The sequence below is a fragment of the Candidatus Pelagibacter ubique HTCC8051 genome (assembly GCF_000472605.1).
Taxonomy (GTDB): Bacteria; Pseudomonadota; Alphaproteobacteria; order Pelagibacterales; family Pelagibacteraceae; genus Pelagibacter; species Pelagibacter communis_B.
The window spans coordinates 38,430-59,055 of record NZ_KI421440.1 but is presented as its reverse complement, the minus strand read 5'-3'; the positions used below and the strand labels follow the sequence as shown (position 1 = coordinate 59,055).

General features: G+C 28.2%; 19 protein-coding genes. 9 read left to right on the top strand and 10 right to left on the bottom strand.

All coding sequences use genetic code 11. The features are described 5' to 3' along the window. Nucleotides 1–16: 16 nt before the first annotated feature. From F754_RS0100280 to polA, 3 genes are read right to left on the bottom strand one after another with little or no spacing between them, the layout of a single operon-like run. Nucleotides 17–1,564: a HAMP domain-containing histidine kinase gene (locus tag F754_RS0100280; protein WP_023647916.1), complete on the bottom strand. Its 1,548-nt coding sequence runs from the start codon at nt 1,562–1,564 to the stop codon at nt 17–19. Beyond that, complete coding sequence (locus tag F754_RS0100275) at nt 1,564–2,271, bottom strand: response regulator transcription factor (protein WP_023647915.1); 708 nt, start codon at nt 2,269–2,271, stop codon at nt 1,564–1,566. Before F754_RS0100275 ends, F754_RS0100280 begins: the two co-directional genes overlap by 1 nt. Nucleotides 2,272–2,320: 49 nt before the next feature. Further along, nucleotides 2,321–5,095 carry a DNA polymerase I gene (gene polA / locus F754_RS0100270; protein ID WP_023647914.1) on the bottom strand — a complete coding sequence of 925 codons (2,775 nt, stop codon included), beginning with the start codon at nt 5,093–5,095 and terminating at the stop codon, nt 2,321–2,323. 114 nt (nt 5,096–5,209) lie between these two features. On the opposite strand from polA, the gene F754_RS0100265 reads away from it, so the two are divergent. Then, entirely contained in the window at nt 5,210–5,761 is a 552-nt protein-coding gene (locus F754_RS0100265) for a BioY family transporter (RefSeq protein ID WP_023647913.1), read from the top strand. On the opposite strand, the gene F754_RS0100260 is transcribed toward F754_RS0100265, so the two are convergent. Further along, nucleotides 5,754–6,317 (bottom strand): ActR/PrrA/RegA family redox response regulator transcription factor, encoded by a 564-nt coding sequence (locus tag F754_RS0100260; RefSeq protein ID WP_023647912.1) that lies wholly within the window; start codon nt 6,315–6,317, stop codon nt 5,754–5,756. The two genes, F754_RS0100265 and F754_RS0100260, sit on opposite strands and share 8 nt — an antisense overlap. Nucleotides 6,318–6,463: 146 nt before the next feature. Between F754_RS0100260 and F754_RS0100255 the strand changes: the two genes are divergently transcribed. The 3 genes from F754_RS0100255 to speB are packed head-to-tail and all read left to right on the top strand — an operon-like array spanning nt 6,464 to nt 9,570. Further along, nucleotides 6,464–7,648 carry a type III PLP-dependent enzyme gene (locus F754_RS0100255; protein ID WP_023647911.1) on the top strand — a complete coding sequence of 395 codons (1,185 nt, stop codon included), beginning with the start codon at nt 6,464–6,466 and terminating at the stop codon, nt 7,646–7,648. Beyond that, nucleotides 7,648–8,691 (top strand): deoxyhypusine synthase, encoded by a 1,044-nt coding sequence (locus tag F754_RS0100250; RefSeq protein ID WP_023647910.1) that lies wholly within the window; start codon nt 7,648–7,650, stop codon nt 8,689–8,691. The genes F754_RS0100255 and F754_RS0100250 overlap by 1 nt, the downstream gene beginning before the upstream one ends. Nucleotides 8,692–8,694: 3 nt before the next feature. After that, entirely contained in the window at nt 8,695–9,570 is an 876-nt protein-coding gene (speB, locus tag F754_RS0100245; protein WP_023647909.1) for an agmatinase, read from the top strand. A gap of 1 nt (nt 9,571) precedes the next feature. On the opposite strand, the gene F754_RS0100240 is transcribed toward speB, so the two are convergent. Genes F754_RS0100240 through F754_RS0100225 form a run of 4 tightly spaced genes read right to left on the bottom strand, consistent with a single transcriptional unit; the run spans nt 9,572 to nt 13,098 of the window. Then, nucleotides 9,572–10,120, bottom strand: a complete 549-nt coding sequence (locus F754_RS0100240; RefSeq protein WP_023647908.1) for a queuosine precursor transporter — start codon at nt 10,118–10,120, stop codon at nt 9,572–9,574. Beyond that, nucleotides 10,120–10,431, bottom strand: a complete 312-nt coding sequence (gene rpmB, locus F754_RS0100235; protein ID WP_023647907.1) for a 50S ribosomal protein L28 — start codon at nt 10,429–10,431, stop codon at nt 10,120–10,122. Before rpmB ends, F754_RS0100240 begins: the two co-directional genes overlap by 1 nt. Nucleotides 10,432–10,483: 52 nt before the next feature. Beyond that, nucleotides 10,484–11,536 (bottom strand): quinone-dependent dihydroorotate dehydrogenase, encoded by a 1,053-nt coding sequence (locus F754_RS0100230; RefSeq protein WP_023647906.1) that lies wholly within the window; start codon nt 11,534–11,536, stop codon nt 10,484–10,486. Beyond that, a complete protein-coding gene (locus F754_RS0100225) occupies nt 11,536–13,098 on the bottom strand; it encodes a lysine--tRNA ligase (RefSeq protein ID WP_023647905.1) in 1,563 nt (520 codons plus the stop codon). The genes F754_RS0100230 and F754_RS0100225 overlap by 1 nt, the downstream gene beginning before the upstream one ends. An 89-nt stretch (nt 13,099–13,187) precedes the next feature. Here F754_RS0100225 and F754_RS0100220 point away from each other — a divergent pair, with 89 nt between their 5' ends. Genes F754_RS0100220 through F754_RS0100210 form a run of 3 tightly spaced genes read left to right on the top strand, consistent with a single transcriptional unit; the run spans nt 13,188 to nt 16,742 of the window. Next, nucleotides 13,188–14,627, top strand: coding sequence for a TrkH family potassium uptake protein (locus F754_RS0100220; protein WP_023647904.1), 1,440 nt, complete (start codon nt 13,188–13,190; stop codon nt 14,625–14,627). Between the two features lie 2 nt (nt 14,628–14,629). After that, nucleotides 14,630–16,006: an MFS transporter gene (locus F754_RS0100215; RefSeq protein ID WP_023647903.1), complete on the top strand. Its 1,377-nt coding sequence runs from the start codon at nt 14,630–14,632 to the stop codon at nt 16,004–16,006. Beyond that, complete coding sequence (locus F754_RS0100210; protein ID WP_023647902.1) at nt 15,996–16,742, top strand: C40 family peptidase; 747 nt, start codon at nt 15,996–15,998, stop codon at nt 16,740–16,742. The genes F754_RS0100215 and F754_RS0100210 overlap by 11 nt, the downstream gene beginning before the upstream one ends. On the opposite strand, the gene F754_RS0100205 is transcribed toward F754_RS0100210, so the two are convergent. Together F754_RS0100205 and F754_RS0100200 are read right to left on the bottom strand one after the other, a co-directional pair. After that, nucleotides 16,739–17,635 carry a prephenate dehydrogenase/arogenate dehydrogenase family protein gene (locus tag F754_RS0100205; protein WP_023647901.1) on the bottom strand — a complete coding sequence of 299 codons (897 nt, stop codon included), beginning with the start codon at nt 17,633–17,635 and terminating at the stop codon, nt 16,739–16,741. The genes F754_RS0100210 and F754_RS0100205 overlap by 4 nt on opposite strands. Further along, complete coding sequence (locus F754_RS0100200; RefSeq protein WP_023647900.1) at nt 17,632–18,717, bottom strand: histidinol-phosphate transaminase; 1,086 nt, start codon at nt 18,715–18,717, stop codon at nt 17,632–17,634. The genes F754_RS0100205 and F754_RS0100200 overlap by 4 nt, the downstream gene beginning before the upstream one ends. Nucleotides 18,718–18,907: 190 nt before the next feature. Between F754_RS0100200 and F754_RS0100195 the strand changes: the two genes are divergently transcribed. Both F754_RS0100195 and metW read left to right on the top strand, forming a co-directional pair. Next, the gene (locus F754_RS0100195; protein ID WP_023647899.1) at nt 18,908–20,026 is read left to right on the top strand and encodes a homoserine O-acetyltransferase; all 1,119 of its coding nucleotides are present in this window, start codon (nt 18,908–18,910) and stop codon (nt 20,024–20,026) included. A 3-nt stretch (nt 20,027–20,029) separates the two neighbouring features. Beyond that, entirely contained in the window at nt 20,030–20,626 is a 597-nt protein-coding gene (metW, locus tag F754_RS0100190; RefSeq protein WP_023647898.1) for a methionine biosynthesis protein MetW, read from the top strand.

Sequence of the window (20,626 nt, the reverse complement as noted above, 5' to 3'; positions counted from 1 at the left end):
AGGACAAATCAAGCTATTATGATTGGACGTTTGGAAATCTTATTTCTATAATTGCACCATCTCTATCTAATCGATTTGATGCTATAATTTCACCATCATGAAGATCAACTAAATTTTTCACAATATTTAATCCAAGACCTGAGTGCTCTCCAAATTTATCAGGTCTATTGCTATAAAACCTTTTGAATATTTTTGAAGTATCTTTCTCTTTAAATCCTTGTCCATCATCAACAATCTTTACCAAAATTTTTTTATCTACAGTATTTGATATATTAACACCAATATTTCCACCTTCTTTACAAAATGAAATTGAATTATCTAATAGGTTGGCAATTATTTGTTCAATTCTGTTCTCAATACCATTAATAATATATTTTTTATTACCGTCATTTTCATAATTGATTTTGATATTTTTTTTAACCTCTTGGATATTATTATAATCTTCGACAACAGATTGAATAATTGACTCTATATTGATTTTTTTCATTTCTTCTTTGCTAAGAGCCACTTCATCTTTTAGCATCTGAGAATAATCAGTTATTAGTCTTTCAATTCTCAAAACATCATGGCTAAGAATATTTAGTAATTTCAATCTTTGCTCTGAATTATTAGAATCTTGAAGTATCTCTGAAGCACTTTTAAGAGATGCCAAAGGGTTTCTTATTTCATGAACTAGATCTGTAGAAAAATTCTCAGCATGAGCAACTCTTTTTTGAAGTTCAATTGTCATATCGTCCAGTGAATTTGATAAAAGTCCCAATTCATCATTACGACTTTTTAAACTCTCAATATTTGTTTTGATTTGACTTTTATCTTTAATAACTTTTGTATAGCTTACAAGATTTTGAATTGGTTTAATAAAATATCTGCTCAAAACAAAAGAGAAGATTAAAATCACAAAACCAACTGCAATTGCAGTTCTTAAAACAAAAGCTTTCCTCTCATCAGTGGCTATTTTTATATCATTAGCATTTTCTGTAATAGCAATGTATCCAATATTTGAATTATCTTTAATTACATTTTTTATTGTAATTAATCTAAATTGATTAAAACCTTCCTGTATGAATGTATATGAATTTCCGTAAGCATTAGAATTTATATATTTTTTCAAAATATCTTTAAAAGATAAATTTTTATTTTCAGTTACATTAATATTTTCATTTTTACTTTTTTTAGTATTTTCATTATCATTTAAACTTTCAAATTCAATTTCATTTAATCTTGTGGAAAAAGATCTTGGATCAAGATCTAAAGTATCTGTATCACCTACAATATTAAAATCATTATCAAAAAATATTACTCTATCCAAGTTTTGAAAAATGAATCTAGTTGAAAATAAAAACTTTCTAATATCATCAACATCAAATTTAACATCCAATCTTATAAGAGTAATAATTGTATTATCTATTACATTTAAATGTTTTGCTGATTTCTTTTTAATTAGATTGGGTTGAACATTATTTAGATAAACAAAAGTGTATAAGCTAATAATTGTAAAGATTATAAAATTTATAAATAAAAATTTTTTTAATATAGATAGACTTTTTAAGTATTTACTAAACATTAGCTAACATTCCATCTATATCCACTACCATATCTAGTTTCAATAGCTGAAAAATCAGGGTCCACTTTTTTAAATTTTTTACGAATTCTTTTAACATGACTATCGATAGTTCTATCCTCGATATCAGTATCTTCTCTATAAGCAATATCCATTAATTGAGCTCGTTCTTTAATAATTCCTGGTCTTTTTGCCAACTCTTTAACAATTAAAAATTCTGTTGTAGTCAGTTTATCTGGAAGCTGTTTATTATTCCACTCACATTCGAGTTGGGATGGATCTAGTTTTAGTCTTCCGTGAGAAATTAAACTTTTATTTTCCTCTAAAATATTATTAGAGTCTTTTTTTCTCAGCTGAACTCTAATTCTTTCAATCAATACTTTAATTGAAAAACCTCCAGATTTTTTTACAAAATCATCGGCTCCTAGTTTCAATCCTAACAATTCGTCAATCTCATCATCTTTAGATGTCAAAAAAATTACTGGTAATGAAGTTTTTTTTCTAAGTTTTTTGAGTAACTCCTCACCATCCATTTTAGGCATTTTTATATCAACCACTGCCAGATCAGGAGGCATTCTAGTTAGACCAATTAATGCACTTTCACCATCAATATAAGTTTGAACTTTAAAGCCTTCTTTCTCTAAAGCAATACTCAAGCTCGTTAGAATATTTCTATCATCATCTATTAAAGCTATAGTTTGTTTGTGCATTTCTTATATAAAAATACTAAATTGTTCTAAATTGGGCAATTAAATTAAATTAATGAAGCATTCCCCAATTATCACCAACATTAACATCAACAGTTAATGGGGTTGAAAATGAATGATAGTCACTTTGAGCAACACTAGTCATTTCTTCTTTTATTAATTTGACCATACTTTTTTCATCTTTTTTTGGTACCTCAAATATTAATTCATCATGAATTTGTAAAAGCATTTTAGATTTATTATTTTTTTGTTCTAATAATTTTTTATCTAATCTAATCATAGCCAAACGCATAATTTCTGACGCAGACCCTTGTATAGGAGCATTAATTGCAGCTCGCTCTTGAAAATTTCTAACATTAAAATTTTTATCATTAATTCCATTGAAATGAGATCTTCTACCAAAAATGTTATTAACGTAACCACTTTTTCTACAAAACTTAATTGTACTATCCATATAAACCTTTATTTCAGGAAATTTTGCAAAGTATGCGTCTAGAAATTCTTCAGCTTCATAATTTGAAACATTAATCTGTTTTGCTAAACCGTACTGTGAAATTCCATAAATAATTCCAAAATTAATTGCTTTAGCTTTTCTTCGATGATCTTGATTTACTTTGCTAATATCAATATTAAAAATCTGACTAGCTGTTAAAGAATGAATATCCTCATTATTTTTAAAGGCTTTCTTAAGCTCTTTAACACCTGCAAGATCTGCTAAAATTCTCATCTCAATTTGATTATAATCTGCTGAAATTAATAAATGATCTTTTTTTGCAGCAAAAGCTTTTCTTATATCTTTTCCATCCTCTGATTTTATTGGAATATTTTGTAAATTCGGATCACTAGATGCTAATCTGCCAGTTGTAGTAGCTGCCAGCAAAAATGAGGTGTGCACTCTTTTTGTTGATGAATTAATGTGTTCTGGCAAAGAATCTGAGTAAGTATTTTTAAGTTTTGACACTTGCCTCCAGTCTAGAATTAATTGTGGAAATTCGTGCCCTTTAAAAGCTAAATCTTCTAAAACACTTGCGCTTGTAGCAAAGCTTCCTTTTTTAGTCTTTTTTAGACCTGCTATCTTAAGTTCATTATAAATTATCTCACCTAGTTGCTTTGGAGAGGCAATATTAAATTTTTTTTTTGAAATTTTAAAAACTTTTTTTTCTAAGTTATTTATTTTTTTTTCAAATTTTAAAGATAGTGATTTTAAAAATTTACTATCAACTTCAATTCCTTCCATTTCCATAAAAGCAAGTATCTTAATTAATGGTTTTTCGAATATTTCATAAATATTAATCATTTTTTCTAGCTTTAAATTTTTTATAAATTTTTTGTATAACCTAAAAGTAATATCTGCGTCTTCAGCAGCATAATCTTTAGCTTTATCAATCTCTACATCACTAAAATTTATCTCTTTCTTTCCTGTTCCGACAATTTCTTTAAAAGAGATTGTTTTATGACCTAAGTGAATTTCTGATAGAGTATCCATATTGTGTCTATTTTTTCCTGCATCCAACACATATGACATAAGCATTGTATCTTCCATTGATGAAATTGTTATGCCTTGTCTGTACAAAACTATAAAATCAAATTTAATATTTTGACCAATCTTTTTAACACTTGGATCCTCTAACAAAGGTTTTATTTTTTTTATGACAATATTTTTATCAATACATTTTGATGATTTATGCCCTATTGGTATATAACAAGCTTTTCCAATTTTTGAACACAGGGAAACACCCACTAAGTCTGCCTGATGTGGATCTAGAGAATTTGTTTCTGTGTCTACAGCAATCTCTCCTACTTCTTCAGCCTCTTTTATCCATTCATCTATTTCATCAGGATTTTTAATTAAATAATAATTCTTACTGTTGATTGCTTGTTGCTTAACTAGAGCTTCTTTTTCACTTTGCTTATTTAATAATTTTGGTTCCCCGTATGCAGAAATGACGGAACTCAAAAGCCGATTAAATTCCATTTCTCTTAAAAATGCATAAAGTTTATCTTTATCTATTTCTTTTAGTTTAAACTCTCCCAATTCTCTATTGGTTGGAGCATCTTTCATTAAAGTCACAAGCTGTTTACTAATCAATGCTTTATCTTTATTTTCAATTAACGTTTCTCTTCTTTTGTTTTGTTTAATTTCACCTGCTGACTTTAAAAGCTTTTCTAAAGTTCCATATTTATTAATTAGTTCTGCAGCTGTTTTAACTCCTATACCTGGAACTCCAGGAACATTATCGCTACTATCTCCTGCTAAAGATTGAACATCAATCACTTTTGAAGCGTCAACTCCAAACTTTGTAATAATATCTTCTTCTGAAATGAATTTATTTTTCATAGGGTCAAATATACGAACCCCTTTTTCATACAATTGCATCAGATCCTTATCTGATGAAACAATTGTAACTTTAGCACCTATCTTTAATATTTTTTCGACATAAGTAGCAATTAAATCATCTGCTTCATAATTAGGTAAATCAACTGATGGTAAATTAAAAGCTAGTACTGACTTTCTGATATAATCAAATTGAGGAGCTAAGTCATCAGGTGCTTCTGAACGATTGGCCTTATAGTCACTGTAAATATCATTTCTAAATGTCTTTCTTGCTGAGTCAAAAATTACTGCAAAATGAGTTGGTTTTTGTAAATTTTGATCTGACTTTGAATCTTCTAGTAACTTAAATAGCATACTACAAAATCCACTTACTGCTCCTGTTGGTAATCCATCACTCTTTCTAGTTAACGGTGGTAGTGCATAATAAGCTCTAAAAATATATCCTGAGCCATCAATTAGGTAAAAATGATCTGTTTTTTTAATTTTATCCATTAAAATATCATTAAATATTACAGTCGTATTAAAATCTGTATATAAAAAAATTTATTTTTTTAAGTTCTTTAATTATACCTAGATTATTTATAACTTTGATAGTATGATTTAGTTATGGAGCTGACTAAAAATATATTACACACAAAATTAATAAAATCAGCTCTAGCAATAATACTTGGATCAATTGCACTAACTATATCAGCTAAAATAAAAATACCTTTTTATCCAGTTCCAATGACAATGCAAACATTTGTAGTTTTGTTTTTAGGTATTAGTCTTGGATATAAAATAGGTCTTGCAAGTATAGGTTTATATTTGTTTGAGGGAATTTTAGGTTTACCTGTTTTTTCAAATTCTCCTGAAAAAGGTGTTGGGTTAGTTTACTTTACAGGTCCAACTATGGGTTATTTGATAGGTTTTTTAACAGCAGGATATTTAGCTGCTAAAATTAGTAATAAAAATAATTTTTTAATGGTTTTAGTTAAACTTATAGTAGCAACCTCAACTATTTATATATTAGGATTATTGTGGTTAGGAACTCTTATTGGGTGGGATAAACCAATTATAGCTTTAGGTGCACAACCATTTCTATTAGCAGAAGTTTTTAAAGTTGTGCTTTTAGCCTTGTTAACGAAACAAATTTTAAAAATTAGAAATATTATCTAGGTGATCTTTTAGAAAGGATTCTTTGAAGAGTTCTTCTGTGCATTTTCAATCTTCTTGCAGTTTCTGAAACATTTCTATTACATAGCTCAAATACTCTATGGATATGCTCCCATTTCACTCTATCTGCAGACATTGGATTTTCTGGAGGAGCTGCTTTTTTTGCAGGATCTGCAAGTAAAGCTTTTTCAACATCTTCTGCGTCAGCAGGTTTAGCAAGGTAATCTATAGCACCTTCTTTAATAGCCGCAACAGCAGTTGGAATGTTTCCATAACCTGTTAACATAATTATTCTACTCTCACTATTTGTAGTTTGAATTTCTTTTACAACCTCTAGTCCGTTACCATCTCCAAGTCTTAGATCTACCACTGCAAATCCAGGTTTCATTGCTTTAACAGTCTCTACACCTTTTTTCACACTCTCTGCTTGAGTAACTTCGAAACCTTTTTTTTCCATCGCTCTAGCCAATCTTTCTCTAAATGGATTATCGTCATCAACTATAAGTAGAGATTTGTTCTCAAAATCGTTAATATTTTTAAGGATTACTTGTTCTTTCATAAGTACAATATGGTGATTAGTTCATATAATTCAATACCTATTATTTGCTTTACTTTATTAATCTATGGGCTTAATAGGAAGAAATTTTAAAGTTTTTTAGCAATAAAAAGCTTTTTTTTATTAAATTTTTTTTGGAGGCATTTCTAATGCAAAAATTTAAATCAGTTGAACAAATTATAAATCAACTGAAACCTGAAAAACCGATTTATTGTATAAGAAAGAATTCTATTCGATCTGCAGTTAAATATTTCAACAAAAATTTTCCTGGCAAAATCTTATATGCTGTTAAAACAAATCCACATCCTGCTGTAATTCAAACAATTATAGATAGTGGTGTAGAACAATTTGATGTTGCTTCCATAGAAGAAATTAAAAGTATCAGAAATTTTAGCAAAACAGCAAAATGTTCTTACATGCACACAGTTAAAAGTAGAGAAAGTATTAAAGAGGCTTATTTTAATTTTGGAGTTAAAACATTCTCACTAGATACAAAGGATGAATTGATAAAAATAATTGAAAGCACAAATAAAGCAAAAGATTTAGAATTATTTGTAAGAGTTGCTGTTTCTAACGAGCATGCCGAAATCGATTTATCAAAAAAATTTGGCGCATTAAACTCAGAGGCAGCAGGATTATTAAGACTGGTGAAACAACATGCTAAAAAAATTGGACTAAGTTTTCATGTTGGTTCACAATGCATGCATCCAATTTCATACTCAAAAGGAATTAATGAAATTGGAAATATAATTAAAAAAACAAAAATATTACCTGATTACATTAATGTTGGTGGAGGATTCCCAACAATTTATCCTGACTTAATACCTCAATCTATGGACAGCTATTTTAATGAAATAAAAAAAGGATTTGAAAACTTAAAGCTTGAGAAGTTACCTGAAATTATTTGTGAACCAGGAAGAGCATTAGTGGCAGAAAGTGGCTCTACAATTGTAAGAGTAAATCTAAGAAAAAAACAAAAACTTTATATTAATGATGGTACTTACGGAACTCTGTTTGATGCAGGAACACCTAATATAGTTTTTCCATCAAAAATGCTTAAAGACAATACAAATAAAATAATATCAAAAAAATTAACTGCTTTCGATTTTTTTGGACCAACATGCGATAGCATGGATTATATGAAAGGTCCTTTTCTTCTACCTAATAATATTATGGAAAATGATTATATTGAGCTTGGCCAACTAGGTGCTTATGGTTTAACATTTAGAACTCAATTTAATGGCTATTACTCGGATGAAATATTTGAAGTTGAAGATAAACCAATCATGACAATGTACGAAAAAGACGTTAACAAAGCTACTTTGGTTGCTTAATGTCAGATCATAAAAACACAGCTCATAATAGTAAAAAAGACTTCTTAAAAAATCCTGTTGAACATATCGATATCACATCCTTCGACTCTCGAAAAATAATCTCTTCAATGGAAAAAATGTCCTTTGTTTCAAGAGAAACAGCTAATGCTGCAAATATTTATAACGACATGTTAAAAGATAAAGATTGTACAATATTTTTAACTCTAGCTGGATCAACATCAGCTGCTGGATGCATGAATATTTATAAAGATTTAGTCAAATACAATATGGTAGATGCAATTGTTGCAACTGGAGCTTCTATAGTTGATATGGATTTTTTTGAAGCACTTGGATTTAAACATTATCAAGGTTCACAATTTCAAGATGATACTGAACTTAGAAATAATTATATAGACAGAATATATGATACTTACATTGATGAAGAAGAGCTTCAAATGTGTGATAAAATTATTTGCGATATTGCTGATAGTTTAGAACCAAGAAGTTATACATCTAGAGAATTTATTTATGAAATGGGAAAATATTTAAAGAAAAATTCAAAAAAGAAAGACTCTTTAATTGAAACAGCATTTGATAACAATGTACCAATTTTTTGTCCAGCATTTACAGATTCTAGTGCTGGTTTCGGTTTAGTAATTCATCAAGAAAAAAATCCAAAACAACACATGACTATAGACTCTGTAAGGGAATTTAGAGAACTAACAGAAATTAAAATTAAATCTAAAGGGTCAGGTCTATTTATGATTGGTGGAGGTGTGCCAAAAAATTTTATACAAGACACTGTGATTTGTGCTGAATTATTAGGTAAAGAAGTTGATATGCATAAATATGCAGTTCAAATTACGGTGGCTGACTCAAGAGATGGCGCTTGTAGTAGCTCAACTTTAAAGGAAGCAAGCTCTTGGGGTAAAGTTGATATAACAAAAGAACAGATGGTATTTGCAGAAGCAACAAGTGTATTACCTTTGATCGCAAGTGATGCTTATCATAAAGGTGAGTGGAAAAATAGAGATAGAAAAAACTTCACAAAAATTTTTGAGTAAAAATTGAAATATCTTTCAAATAAAAATGGATTTCTTGGGATTGACAATAAAGTTGATTTCAAAGAAAAAGTTGTGGTAGTACCTTTTGGACTTGAAAAAACTGTCAGTTATGGTGGGGGAACTAAAAATGGACCCAAGGAAATTATTAAAGCCTCTCATCAAGTAGAGCTATACGATGAAGAATTAAACTGTGAACCATACAAAAAAATAGGTATCAAAACTTTAAGACCTTTTAAGATAGATAAAGATATTAGAAAGGCTCTTTCCAAAATGTCTAAAATTAATAAGGAAATTTTAGATAAAAAACTTTTTCCCATGACCTTTGGTGGTGAGCACTCAATTACTCCAGGATGCATTGCTCCCTTTGTAAAAAAATACAAAGATATTTGTCTTCTACACTTTGATGCTCATGCTGATCTTCGAGAAAGCTATAATGGAGAAAAATTTTCACATGCTTCAGCAATAAAAAGATGTTTGGATTTCCCAAATGTTTCATTAATTTCTTTTGGTATAAGAAATATTTCTGAAAGTGAGATTCCATTTTTAAAGAAAAACTCATCAAGAATTAATATTTTTTGGGCGAAAGATAAGAGTAAATGGAATTTAAATAAATTTAAGAAATTAATAAAGAATAAAACAGTTTATCTTACATTTGATGTTGATGGCTTAGACTCGAGTATTATGCCTGCAACTGGAACCCCTGAACCAGGTGGATTATTGTGGGATGAAACTTTAAATATTATTAGAATTGCAGCGAAAAATTCAAAAATTGTTGGTGCTGATATTAATGAATTGTCTCCAATAAAAGGTTTTAATTCTTACAACTTTCTCGTAGCAAAGTTAGCTTACAAAATTTTATCTTATAAGTTTTTGTACTAAATTAAATAGGTTTACTAATTTTAAGTAAAATTTTAAAAGGTATCAACATTAGTAAAGATACAAAAAATTTTACTGCTAAATCACCTAATGATAATGTTATCCAAGGAACTCCTGTTGCATAAAATGATATTGAAAAAAATAAAAAAGTATCAACTGTTGAACCAATAAAAGATGAAGTTAAAGGCGCTATAAACCATTCCTTTTTTCTTAAACGATCAAAAATTTGAATATCTAGTAGTTGTGCTGTGATAAAAGCAACTCCAGATCCAATTGCTATTCTTATTGAGATTAAATCTGCAAAATCAGTTGAGAATAAAAGAGTAAAGATTATTCCTATAAAAAATCCTATATATACGATTTTTTTCGCTACAAATTTACCATAAAATCTATTTGCTAAATCTGTGATTAAAAAAGCTACAGGATAACTAAAGGCTCCGTAAGTAAGAATTTCACTTAAGCCATAATAATTTATTGGAAATTGTACGAGATAATTAGATGATAAAACAACTACTCCCATCAAAATTGATAGAGTAATAAATAGTTTGTTCATTAAGCAGATTTAGCTGCAGGCTTTTTCTTAAATGGAGATTTTATAAGTATACTTTTTTTTAATTTCTTTAATCTAGGTGATAAATTTTTATTTTTAACAGCTTTAAGAAATTCATCAAAGCTACCTTTTTTATCAACAGATCTAACACCAGAATTACTCACTGTTAATTTAAGGCTTCTCTTCATTAATTCACTTGTGAATTTTACTTTTTTTAGATTTGGTAAAAATCTTCTTTTAGTCTTGTTGTTAGCATGACTTACATTATGACCCTTCATTGGGATTTTGCCGGTTAATTCACATTTTTTTGACATAATAATAGTGCCTATATAAGGGGAGATGCGTAAAGCGTCAAGTTTAATACATTTAAGATAGAGTTTTATTTCCTACGATTTCAGTATAATTTTTAACACCATCTCTAATTAATAATTCTTTTAGGTCCTTTTTAATAATTCCAGCAATATTTGGGCCATTGAAAACCATTCCTGTATAGAGCTGAATAAAATCTGCTCCAGCTATAAATTTATCATAAGCAGATTGACCTGAGTCAACTCCACCAACACCTATTATTTTAATTTTACCTTTTAATAATTTGTAAAATTTATTTATCAAAAGATTTGATTTTTCCTCAATTGGTTTTCCCGACAAACCTCCTTTTTGATGTCTTTGAATATTGCTAAGTTTATCTCTTGTGGCTTCTGAAGTGTTTGAAACAATTATTGCTTTTATTTCATGTTCTAAAAGAATTTCAGTAATTTGACTCACCTGATCTTCACTGATGTCTGGTGAAACTTTAACAGCAATAGGAACATTTGATTTTAAATTTTTTCTTTCTGTCATAATAGATTTGAGCAAGTCTTGTAATTTATTGCCTTCATGAAATGTTCTTAAATTTTCAGTGTTCGGTGATGAAATATTAATTGTGATATAATCAGCTTCATCATAAAATTTTTTTAATCCAATTAGATAATCATTTAATCTATTACTAGAGTCCTTATTTGGACCAATATTAATACCTAATAATCCTAATTTTTTGTTTCGCTTAATACGTTCTTTTACGATTTCAGCACCATGATTATTAAAACCTAGTCTATTAATCAACGCTTCGTCCTCTACCAATCTAAACACTCTTGGCTTAGGATTGCCATATTGTTTTAAAGGGGTAATTGTTCCAACTTCAACAAACCCAAATCCTAATTTAAATAATGGATTATATACCTCGGCATTTTTATCAAAACCAGCTGCCATTCCGATCGGGTTATCTAAATCTTTTTCAAAAATTGTTGTTTGAAAAATAGGATCATTTTTATTTTCATCAAATACGTTTGGAATTAAATTAAATTTTAATGACTTAATTGCTAGAGTGTGTGCTTTTTCTGGATCTACTTTAAATATTAAAGGTCTTATTTTAGAAAACATTATTTTAATTTATTCATTAACAGCTCTGTTGTTTCTTTTACACCAAAAAAGCTTATAAAAAATCCCATTCGAGGCCCATTTTCATCTCCAAAAACTACTTCATATATCAATTTAAACCAATCTCTTAGGTTGTCTGCATAACCATTTTCTTTTCCAGTTGAATAAATCAATGTTTGAATATCTTCTGGAGACATTTCATCTGTGCATTTTTCAAGAGTTTTAATCAAAGCTTCAAGGGCTAATTTTTCTGATTGATTTGGTGTTTTATATTTTTTCTGAGCTTTAATTACGTCATTAAAATATTTTATTGCATAACCAACTAACCCATCAAAAATTGGAAAATTTGTTTCAGAAATATCTGATTTATATTTTTTAACAAACTTCCATAACAAGTCCTTACTGTCAGCATTGCTCGTTTCGACTAAATTCAACAACATTGAAAATGTCATAATCATCTCTTCTTTTGGAATATTTCCATTGTGGACATGCCAAACGGGATTCATTAATAATTGAAGTTCATTTTGTTTTTTTGACTTTTCAATACAGTCTAAATACTCATCAACAGCCTTAGGAACTATTTCTTTGTATAGTTTTTTTGCTCTTTTTGGATTTTGATACATATACAAAGATAAACTTTCTGGTGAAGCATATTCCAGCCATTGATCAATTGTAATACCATTACCTTTTGATTTTGAAATTTTTTCACCCTTATCATCTAAAAATAGCTCATAAGCAAAGCCAGACGGGTTTTTCTTTCCTAATAAATTTATTATTTTTGTAGATAAAATTGCACTTTCTATCAAATCTTTTCCATACATCTCAAAATCAACATCTAAAGCATACCACCTCATTGCCCAATCAACTTTCCATTGTAATTTACAATTTCCATCTAAAATATTTGCCTCTAATTTTTTTCCTTTATTTTCAAAAATAATTTTAGATTTTTCTTTATCAATTTCAATAACAGGAATTTCTAAAACATGTCCGGTCTCAGGGCAAATAGGCAAAAAAGGACTGTATGTTTGCTGACGCTCTTTACCTAATGTGGGAATTATAATATTCATAATCCCTTCGTAATTTTCTAAAATAATTTTAAGTGTTGGATTAAAAAATCCACTTTTATAAAGTGACGTAGAACTTTGAAAATTATAATCAAATTTAAAACTATCTAAAAAATTTTTTAACATTTCATTATTATGCTCACCAAAACTTTCAAATTTTTCAAACGGATCAGGAACTTGCGTTAATGGCTTATGAAGATTATTTTTCAATAATTCTTGATTTGGGATATTATCAGGTACTTTTCGTAAACCATCCATATCGTCAGAAAATGTTATTATTTCAGTTGGAAAATCAGATAATTGTTTAAGGGCATTTACCATCATTGATGTTCTTGCAACCTCTCCAAAAGTTCCTATATGTGGAAGTCCACTAGGACCATAACCTGTTTGAAGTGTAATTTTACCTTTCTTCTCAATGAAAGATTTTCTCTCTCTAAGTAATTTTTTTGCTTCAACAAAAGGCCAAGCACTTGTTTTGTCTAAATTTTCTTTTTTAATCATGAATTATGCATCTAAAAATCTTAAATCAGTGATTTTACTAATTCTTATAGAGTTGAAATTTATTTACCATAAAATAATGTTCTTTCAAAATGTCTAATTATAAAACTGTTTTTTTTACACTGGGAATTTTGCAAATAATTCTTGGGGTATCAATGTTCATACCTATTATTGTTCAATTTGCTTACTCTGAAATAGACTCTTCATTTTTTGGAGCATCAATCATTACAATAATTTTTGGAACTTTATTTTTTTTATCAAACTTAGACCACGATAAAAAATTAAATTTACAGCAAGCATTTCTCCTGACTGCACTTTCGTGGCTTAGTATAGCAATTTTTGGGTCTTTGCCATTTATATTTTCAACTATAGAACTTTCTGTAACAGATGCATTTTTTGAAAGTATGTCTGGAATTACGACCACTGGTTCAACTATTATCTCAAATCTAGAATTTACCCCGAAGGGAATTTTATTATGGAGAGCTATATTACAGTGGCTAGGTGGAATTGGTATTATTGTAATGGCCATAACTTTAATGCCAATAATGAATGTTGGTGGTATGCAATTATTTAAAATTTCAAGCAACGACTCATCAGAAAAAATACTTCCAAAATCAAAAGAAATAGCTTTAAGACTAATCTATATTTACTCAGGATTAACTATAATGTGTGCCACCACTTATTGGTTATTTGGAATGAGTAAATTTGATAGCTTAACTCATGCCATGACCACAATAGCTACAGGTGGTTTTTCAAATTATAATCAGTCTATTGGTTATTTTAATAGTATTCCTATAGAAATAGCTTCCATGATATTCATCTTATTAGGAAGTTTACCATTTATAGCTTACATCAAATTTATAAGTGGAAATAAAAAAATTTTTTTAACAGATGTACAAATCAAAACGTTTTTTAAAATTATCATAACATCAATTATATTATTGTCTGCATACTTAATATTAAATAATTATGAAAATTTTAATTTACGGTCAGTTTTTTTTAACAGTATTTCTATATTAACAGGAACTGGTTACGTGAATTCTGAATATGATAGCTGGGGGAGTTTTCCAATCACTTTATTTTTATTACTAATGTTTATAGGTGGATGTGCTGGATCAACAACTTGTGGTATTAAAATTTTTAGAATTCAAATTCTATATTCATTTATAGTAACTCAACTTAAAAAAATTATTTATCCCAAGGGTGTATTTGTGATTAAATATGATCAAAGTTCAGTTGATGATAAATTTATTGCATCAATAATTTCATTTATTTATTTTTACTTTGTGATTTTCTTTGTTCTTGCGGCTCTACTCTCTTTAACTGGTCTTGATTTTATTACTGCAATTTCAGGAGCTGCCACTTCAATTTCTAATGTTGGACCCGGATTAGGTCCAATTATTGGTCCCAATGGAGATTTTTCATCTTTACCTGATATTTCAAAATGGATTTTAACAATTGGTATGATTTTAGGTAGACTTGAGCTATTTGCAATATTAGTATTGTTCTTACCATCTTTTTGGAGAAATTAATTGTGTCTGAAAAAACAAAACAATCTTGGCTAGACTCTCTTTCGGTATATAGAGATATTCGAATGGTAAGAATTCTTCTATTGGGTGCAATTAGTGGATTTCCTTGGGTATTAATTGCAAGCAGTTTAAGTTTGTGGCTTAAAGAAGAAGGATTGAGTAGATCTACAATTGGATGGGCAGGTTTAATTTTTGGGGTATACGCCTTTAATTATTTGTGGGCACCAATCATTGATAGAATTCAAATTCCAATACTTACGAAAAAACTAGGTCATAGAAGAGGCTGGATAGTCTTGATGCAGTCAATTATTTTATTAAGCTTATTAGTTTGGAGTGTAATAAATCCTACAGAAAATTTAGCATTATTGATTACTGTTGGATTAATTATAGCTATAGCATCTGCGACTCAAGATATAACTGTCGATGCTTTAAGAATTGAACAAATAAATGAAAATGAGGGAAAATCTATGGCTGCTGGTGCAGCTATGGCCGTTGTTGGATGGTGGACAGGATATAAATTAGGAGGAGTTGTTGCTTTATTCTCAGCAGAATATTTTGAAAATCTAGGTATTAGGGATTATTGGCAAGCTACTTTTTTAATTTTAGGTGTTTTAATTATTTTAATGAATATAGGATTAATGTTTGTTCATGAACCAATAGAAACAGACAGGCAATCAAAACAAAAAGAGACTGACAAATTGATTGAAGGAAAACTTGGTTCTAGCAATATTATAACAAACTTTATTGCTTATATTACGGGAACTTTAGGTGGGCCTATTATTAGTTTTTTTAAAAAAAATGGTTATGCAATTGCTGTAGGAATTTTGGGATTTGTCTTTTTGTTTAAAATAGGTGAAGCTTTCATGGGACGAATGTCCATTGTCTTCTATAAAGAAATTGGATTTTCTAAAGGCCAAATTGCAATTTATTCGAAGGGACTTGGTTGGATAACAACAGTTGTATTTACATTATTAGGTGGAATAATGGCCATGAGAGCTGGAACAATTAAAACAATGTTCTTTGCTGGAGGACTTATGGCTTTAACAAATCTTTTATTTGCAGTTTTAGCATGGACGGGAAAATCTGAGATTTTATTTGCAGTTGCAGTAATAGCTGATGATATTACTGCTGCATTTGCAACTGTAGCATTTGTTGCATTTATATCATTATTAGTTGATAGAACGTATACGGCAACACAATATGCATTACTTGCTTCAATTGGTACCGCTGGTAGAACTACACTGGCTTCCTCTTCTGGGGCATTAGTTGATTGGTTAAATGGAGATTGGGGAACATTTTTTGTTTTAACCACTATAATGGTCATACCTTCTTTAATTTGTTTGTGGTTAATAAAAAACAAGATTAAAATTGGTGCAAAGTAATTTTTATTTCACAGGTAATTTTTCCAATATTTATAAAAAACCTTCGAGTAAATCAGAAGTAACCTCACAAATAATATATGGTGAGAAATTCAAAATTTTATCAAAAAATAAAAAATGGATTAAAATTAAAACTTTATTTGATAACTATAAAGGGTTCATAAAAAATTCTAAATATATAGAAAAAATTACCCCTAATTATAAAATCAGTAATCTCAAAGCTAGAATTTTTAAAAAACCTGGAACTGGAATAAATAGTTGGCTTCCATTTGCATCAAAATTATCTGTTTTAGAACAAAATAAGAATTATGTAAAAATTGAAAAAAATAAATGGATAAAAAAAAAAGATATTAAAAAAATAAACCATAAAGAAAACAATTTTACAAAAATATTTAAAAAATTTTTAAATGTAAAATATGTTTGGGGTGGAAAAACATTTCAAGGTATTGATTGCTCAGCTTTATTACAAATATTTTTTTGTTATAATAATTCGTTTTATCCAAGAGATACAAAAGATCAGATCAAGTACTCAAAAAAGAATTCAAAAGAAAGAAAATTCAAAAAAGGAGATATTATATTTTGGAAAGGTCATGTTGCTATGTGTTTAAATTCCAAACAACTAATTCATGCTTACGGTCCAGAAAAGAAAGTGATTGTTATGCCAATTATAAAAACAATTAATAAAATCCAAAGAAATGCAAAACTTAAAGTAAAAAAAATATCTAGAGTAAAATTTTAATTTCTTCCAAAATCAGGCGTGTCAATATCTTGTTTTAATTTAATAATTTTCGATCTTACTTTTTTAGTTTGAATAAGTTTTTTAATAATAGACTTATTATTTTTTGAATTAATATCTTTTTTAAATTGATTTAAATTTTTTATAAATAAATCAATCGCTTTAGAAATATTGTTTCTATTATTAAAAAAAATATCTCGCCACATAATTTCATTTGATGCTGCAATTCTAGAAAAATCTCTTAATCCACCAGCGCTATATTTGATTAGCCCATAACTTTGTTTTTTTTCAAAATCTTGCGCAGACTTCACCAAATTATAAGCAATTAAGTGGGGTAAATGACTAGTTATTGAAAAAATTTTATCATGTTTTTCAGGAGTCATTATAACTACTTTTGATCCAATTTTTTTCCAAAACTTAGTTAGAATATTTATATAATTTTTTTTAGTATTTTTCTCTTTTATAATTATACACCACTTATCAATAAACATATTTTCTCTACCATACTCCGGTCCACTTACCTCTGAACCAGTTATTGGGTGACTTTGAGTCCAGTGAACACCTTTCTTTAAGAATTTTTTTATAATTTTAGAAGTTTCAATTTTTGAAGAACCAATGTCAGTAATCAATGTTTTTGATGAAATAAAATTATTAATTTTTAAAATAATATCTTTGTATTCACTCATGGGAGTACAAAAAATAATTAGATCTGAATTAGTTACACCTTCTTTTAATGATTTTACAATTGTTCCAGATAACTTTAATTTTTTTATTTTACTAATATTCGATTTTGATTTTTCATAAATGAATATTTTCTTTGCTATTTTTTTTTTACTAATTCGTCTTAATAAAGATGAACCTAGTAATCCACACCCAATAATTAAAATATTTTTCATCTTTTAAATACTTGTTTAATAGTATTCATAAATTTTAAGTTTTCTTTTTTTGATCCAATAGTTAATCTTAATTTATTCTTTATATGATAACCATCTTCAGTTGATCTTAATATAATTCCCTTATTTTTAAGTTTTTCGTATAAAAATTTTGCTGAATAACTACATTTTTCAAAATTTAGTAGCAAAAAGTTTGCTGAAACTGAATTTGAATAAATATTATATGTCTCAAGAAACTTTTTAATGTTTCTGGCGTAAAATAAATTATGTTTAACTGATTTGTATATAAATGTTTTATCTTTAAGTGATTCTGCTGCAGCTAATTGAGCAATACCATTTACATTAAATGGAGGTTTTATCACATTAAGTGCGTCCACTATTTTTTTTGACCCATACCCCCAACCTACTCTCAAAGATGCTAATCCAAACATTTTAGAAAAGGTTCTTAGAATGAAAACATTATCCTTATTTTTAAATAAATCTAAACCTGATGAATAATCTTTATTTTGCATATATTCTGCATATGCATCATCGATAACTAATAAAATTTTTTTATTTAATTTTTTTCTTAGATCCAGAACCTCTTTTTTAGTTAAGTAAGTTCCTGTTGGATTATTTGGGTTCGCTATAAAAACAATTTTAGTTTTTTTTGTAATTTTTTTTAAAATTTCTTTGACCGAAACTTTAAAATTAATTTCCTTTGCAAATACAACTTTTGCACCAACAATTTTTGAGTAAATTCTATACATTAAAAAACTATATTCTGGAAGCACAACCTCATCTTTTGGATTTAAAAATAATTGACAAATTATTTGAATAACTTCATCTGAACCTGCTCCACAAATAATTTTATCTGAATTACATTTATAAGCTTTAGATATCGCTTTTCTTAAATTTTGAGATTTTCCATCTGGATATTTATCTAAAATTAGATCTTTATTTAATATAATTTTCCTAGCTTTGGGACTCATGCCTAAAGCAGACTCATTTGCAGATAACTTAATTACATTCTTAACTTTCTTAACTTTTGATTTACCAGGCTTATAAGCTTCAATATGAAATTTTTTGAAATTTGGAGTTATCATTTTTTTAATTTATGAGCTCTTTATAGATAAAATTACAAATTTTTATAGAGAATAAGAGGATTTTTTAAAAAATTGACATAATAAATAAGTTCTAGTAAAAAAATTATGCGCTGATTTAACTGAATTGCGAGCGCTTAAAAAAACCCGCTAAAATAGTTTTTTTTCTCACAATTCAAACAAGGCTTAAATTATGAATACTGAGAAGAATATAAAAACTTTAATTGTTAAAAAACCACTGAAATTAGACTGTGGTAAGACTATCAAAGATTTTCCGATTGCCTATGAAACATACGGTTCTCTTAATTCAAAAAAAGATAACGCAATATTAGTTTTTCACGCTTTAACAGGAGATCAGTTTGTAACCGGAATAAACCCTGTAACCAATAAAGAAGGATGGTGGAGTTATGCAGTTGGTCCTGATAAGGCTATTGATACAAATAAATATTTTGTTATTTGTTCCAATGTAATTGGTGGATGTATGGGGTCATATGGACCGAGTCACAAAAATCCAGATAATCAAAATATATTTGGGAAAAATTTTCCAATTATTACTATTAACGATATGGTAAATGCACAATATAATTTACTTGATCATTTTGGTATTGATAAACTATTTTCTATAGCTGGAGGTTCAATGGGAGGAATGCAAGTTCTTCAATTTATTAGCAACTTTCCTGATAAATCTAAAACAGTGGTGCCAATAGCAACTACCTCAAGTCATTCAGCACAAAATATTGCTTTTAACGAACTAGGTAGACAAGCAATTACGGCTGATAGCGACTGGAAAGATGGAAACTATACATCAAACAATACTAATCCTGGGAAAGGATTGGCAGTAGCTAGAATGGCAGCACATATAACATATTTATCTAAAAAGGGCTTGCAGGAAAAATTTGGAAGAAAATTACAAGAAAGAGAAGATCTTAAATTTGGTTTTGACGCTGATTTTCAAATAGAAAGCTATTTAAGATATCAAGGCTCAGTTTTTGTAGATAGATTTGATGCAAACAGCTATCTTTATATAACAAGAGCAATGGATTACTTTGATTTAGTAAAGCAATTCAAAGGTAATCTTTCAAATGCGTTTATAAATACTAAGGCAAAATTTTTTATTATCTCATTCACCTCTGATTGGCTTTACCCAACCCAGGAAAATAAAGATATTGTAATTGCTTTAAATTCTATAGGTGCTGATGTTGGATTTGTTGAAATTCAATCAGACAAAGGACATGACTCATTTTTGTTAGATGTACCAGATTTTTTAAGTGCACTAAAAAATTTTTTAGATAAATCTTATGATGAGAATTAAATTATGAAAAATGAATTTAGAGTGATAGCAGATTTAATTGAAAAAGATAAAAAGGTCTTAGACGTAGGTTGTGCTGATGGAACTTTAATGAAATTTTTAAAAGATAATAAAAATATTAATATTAGAGGATTAGAGATTTCAAAAGAAAAGGTACAAGAATGTATTGCAAAAGGTTTAACTGTAATTGAAGGAAATGCCGAAAAAGACTTAAAGCAATTTCCAGATAAATCATTTGATTACGTTGTTTTAAGTCAAACACTTCAAGCTTTTCTAAATCCTGAATTGGTTTTAGATGAACTTTTAAGAGTTGGAAAAAAAGCAATTGTTACTATTCCTAATTTTGGGTACTGGAAAGTAAGATTTCATTTATTATTTAAGGGTACAATGCCAATTACAAAAACTTTACCAGATGAGTGGTATAACACCGCAAATTTACATATGTGTACAATTAAAGATTTTTTTTATTTTGTTAAATCAAAAGATATAAAGATCTTTAAATCGCTCGCTTTAAATAATCTTAATACTTCATTAATAAATGATAATAATTTAGGGATTAAAAATATGTTTGCAGATCTTGGCATATTTTTGATAGAAAAATAA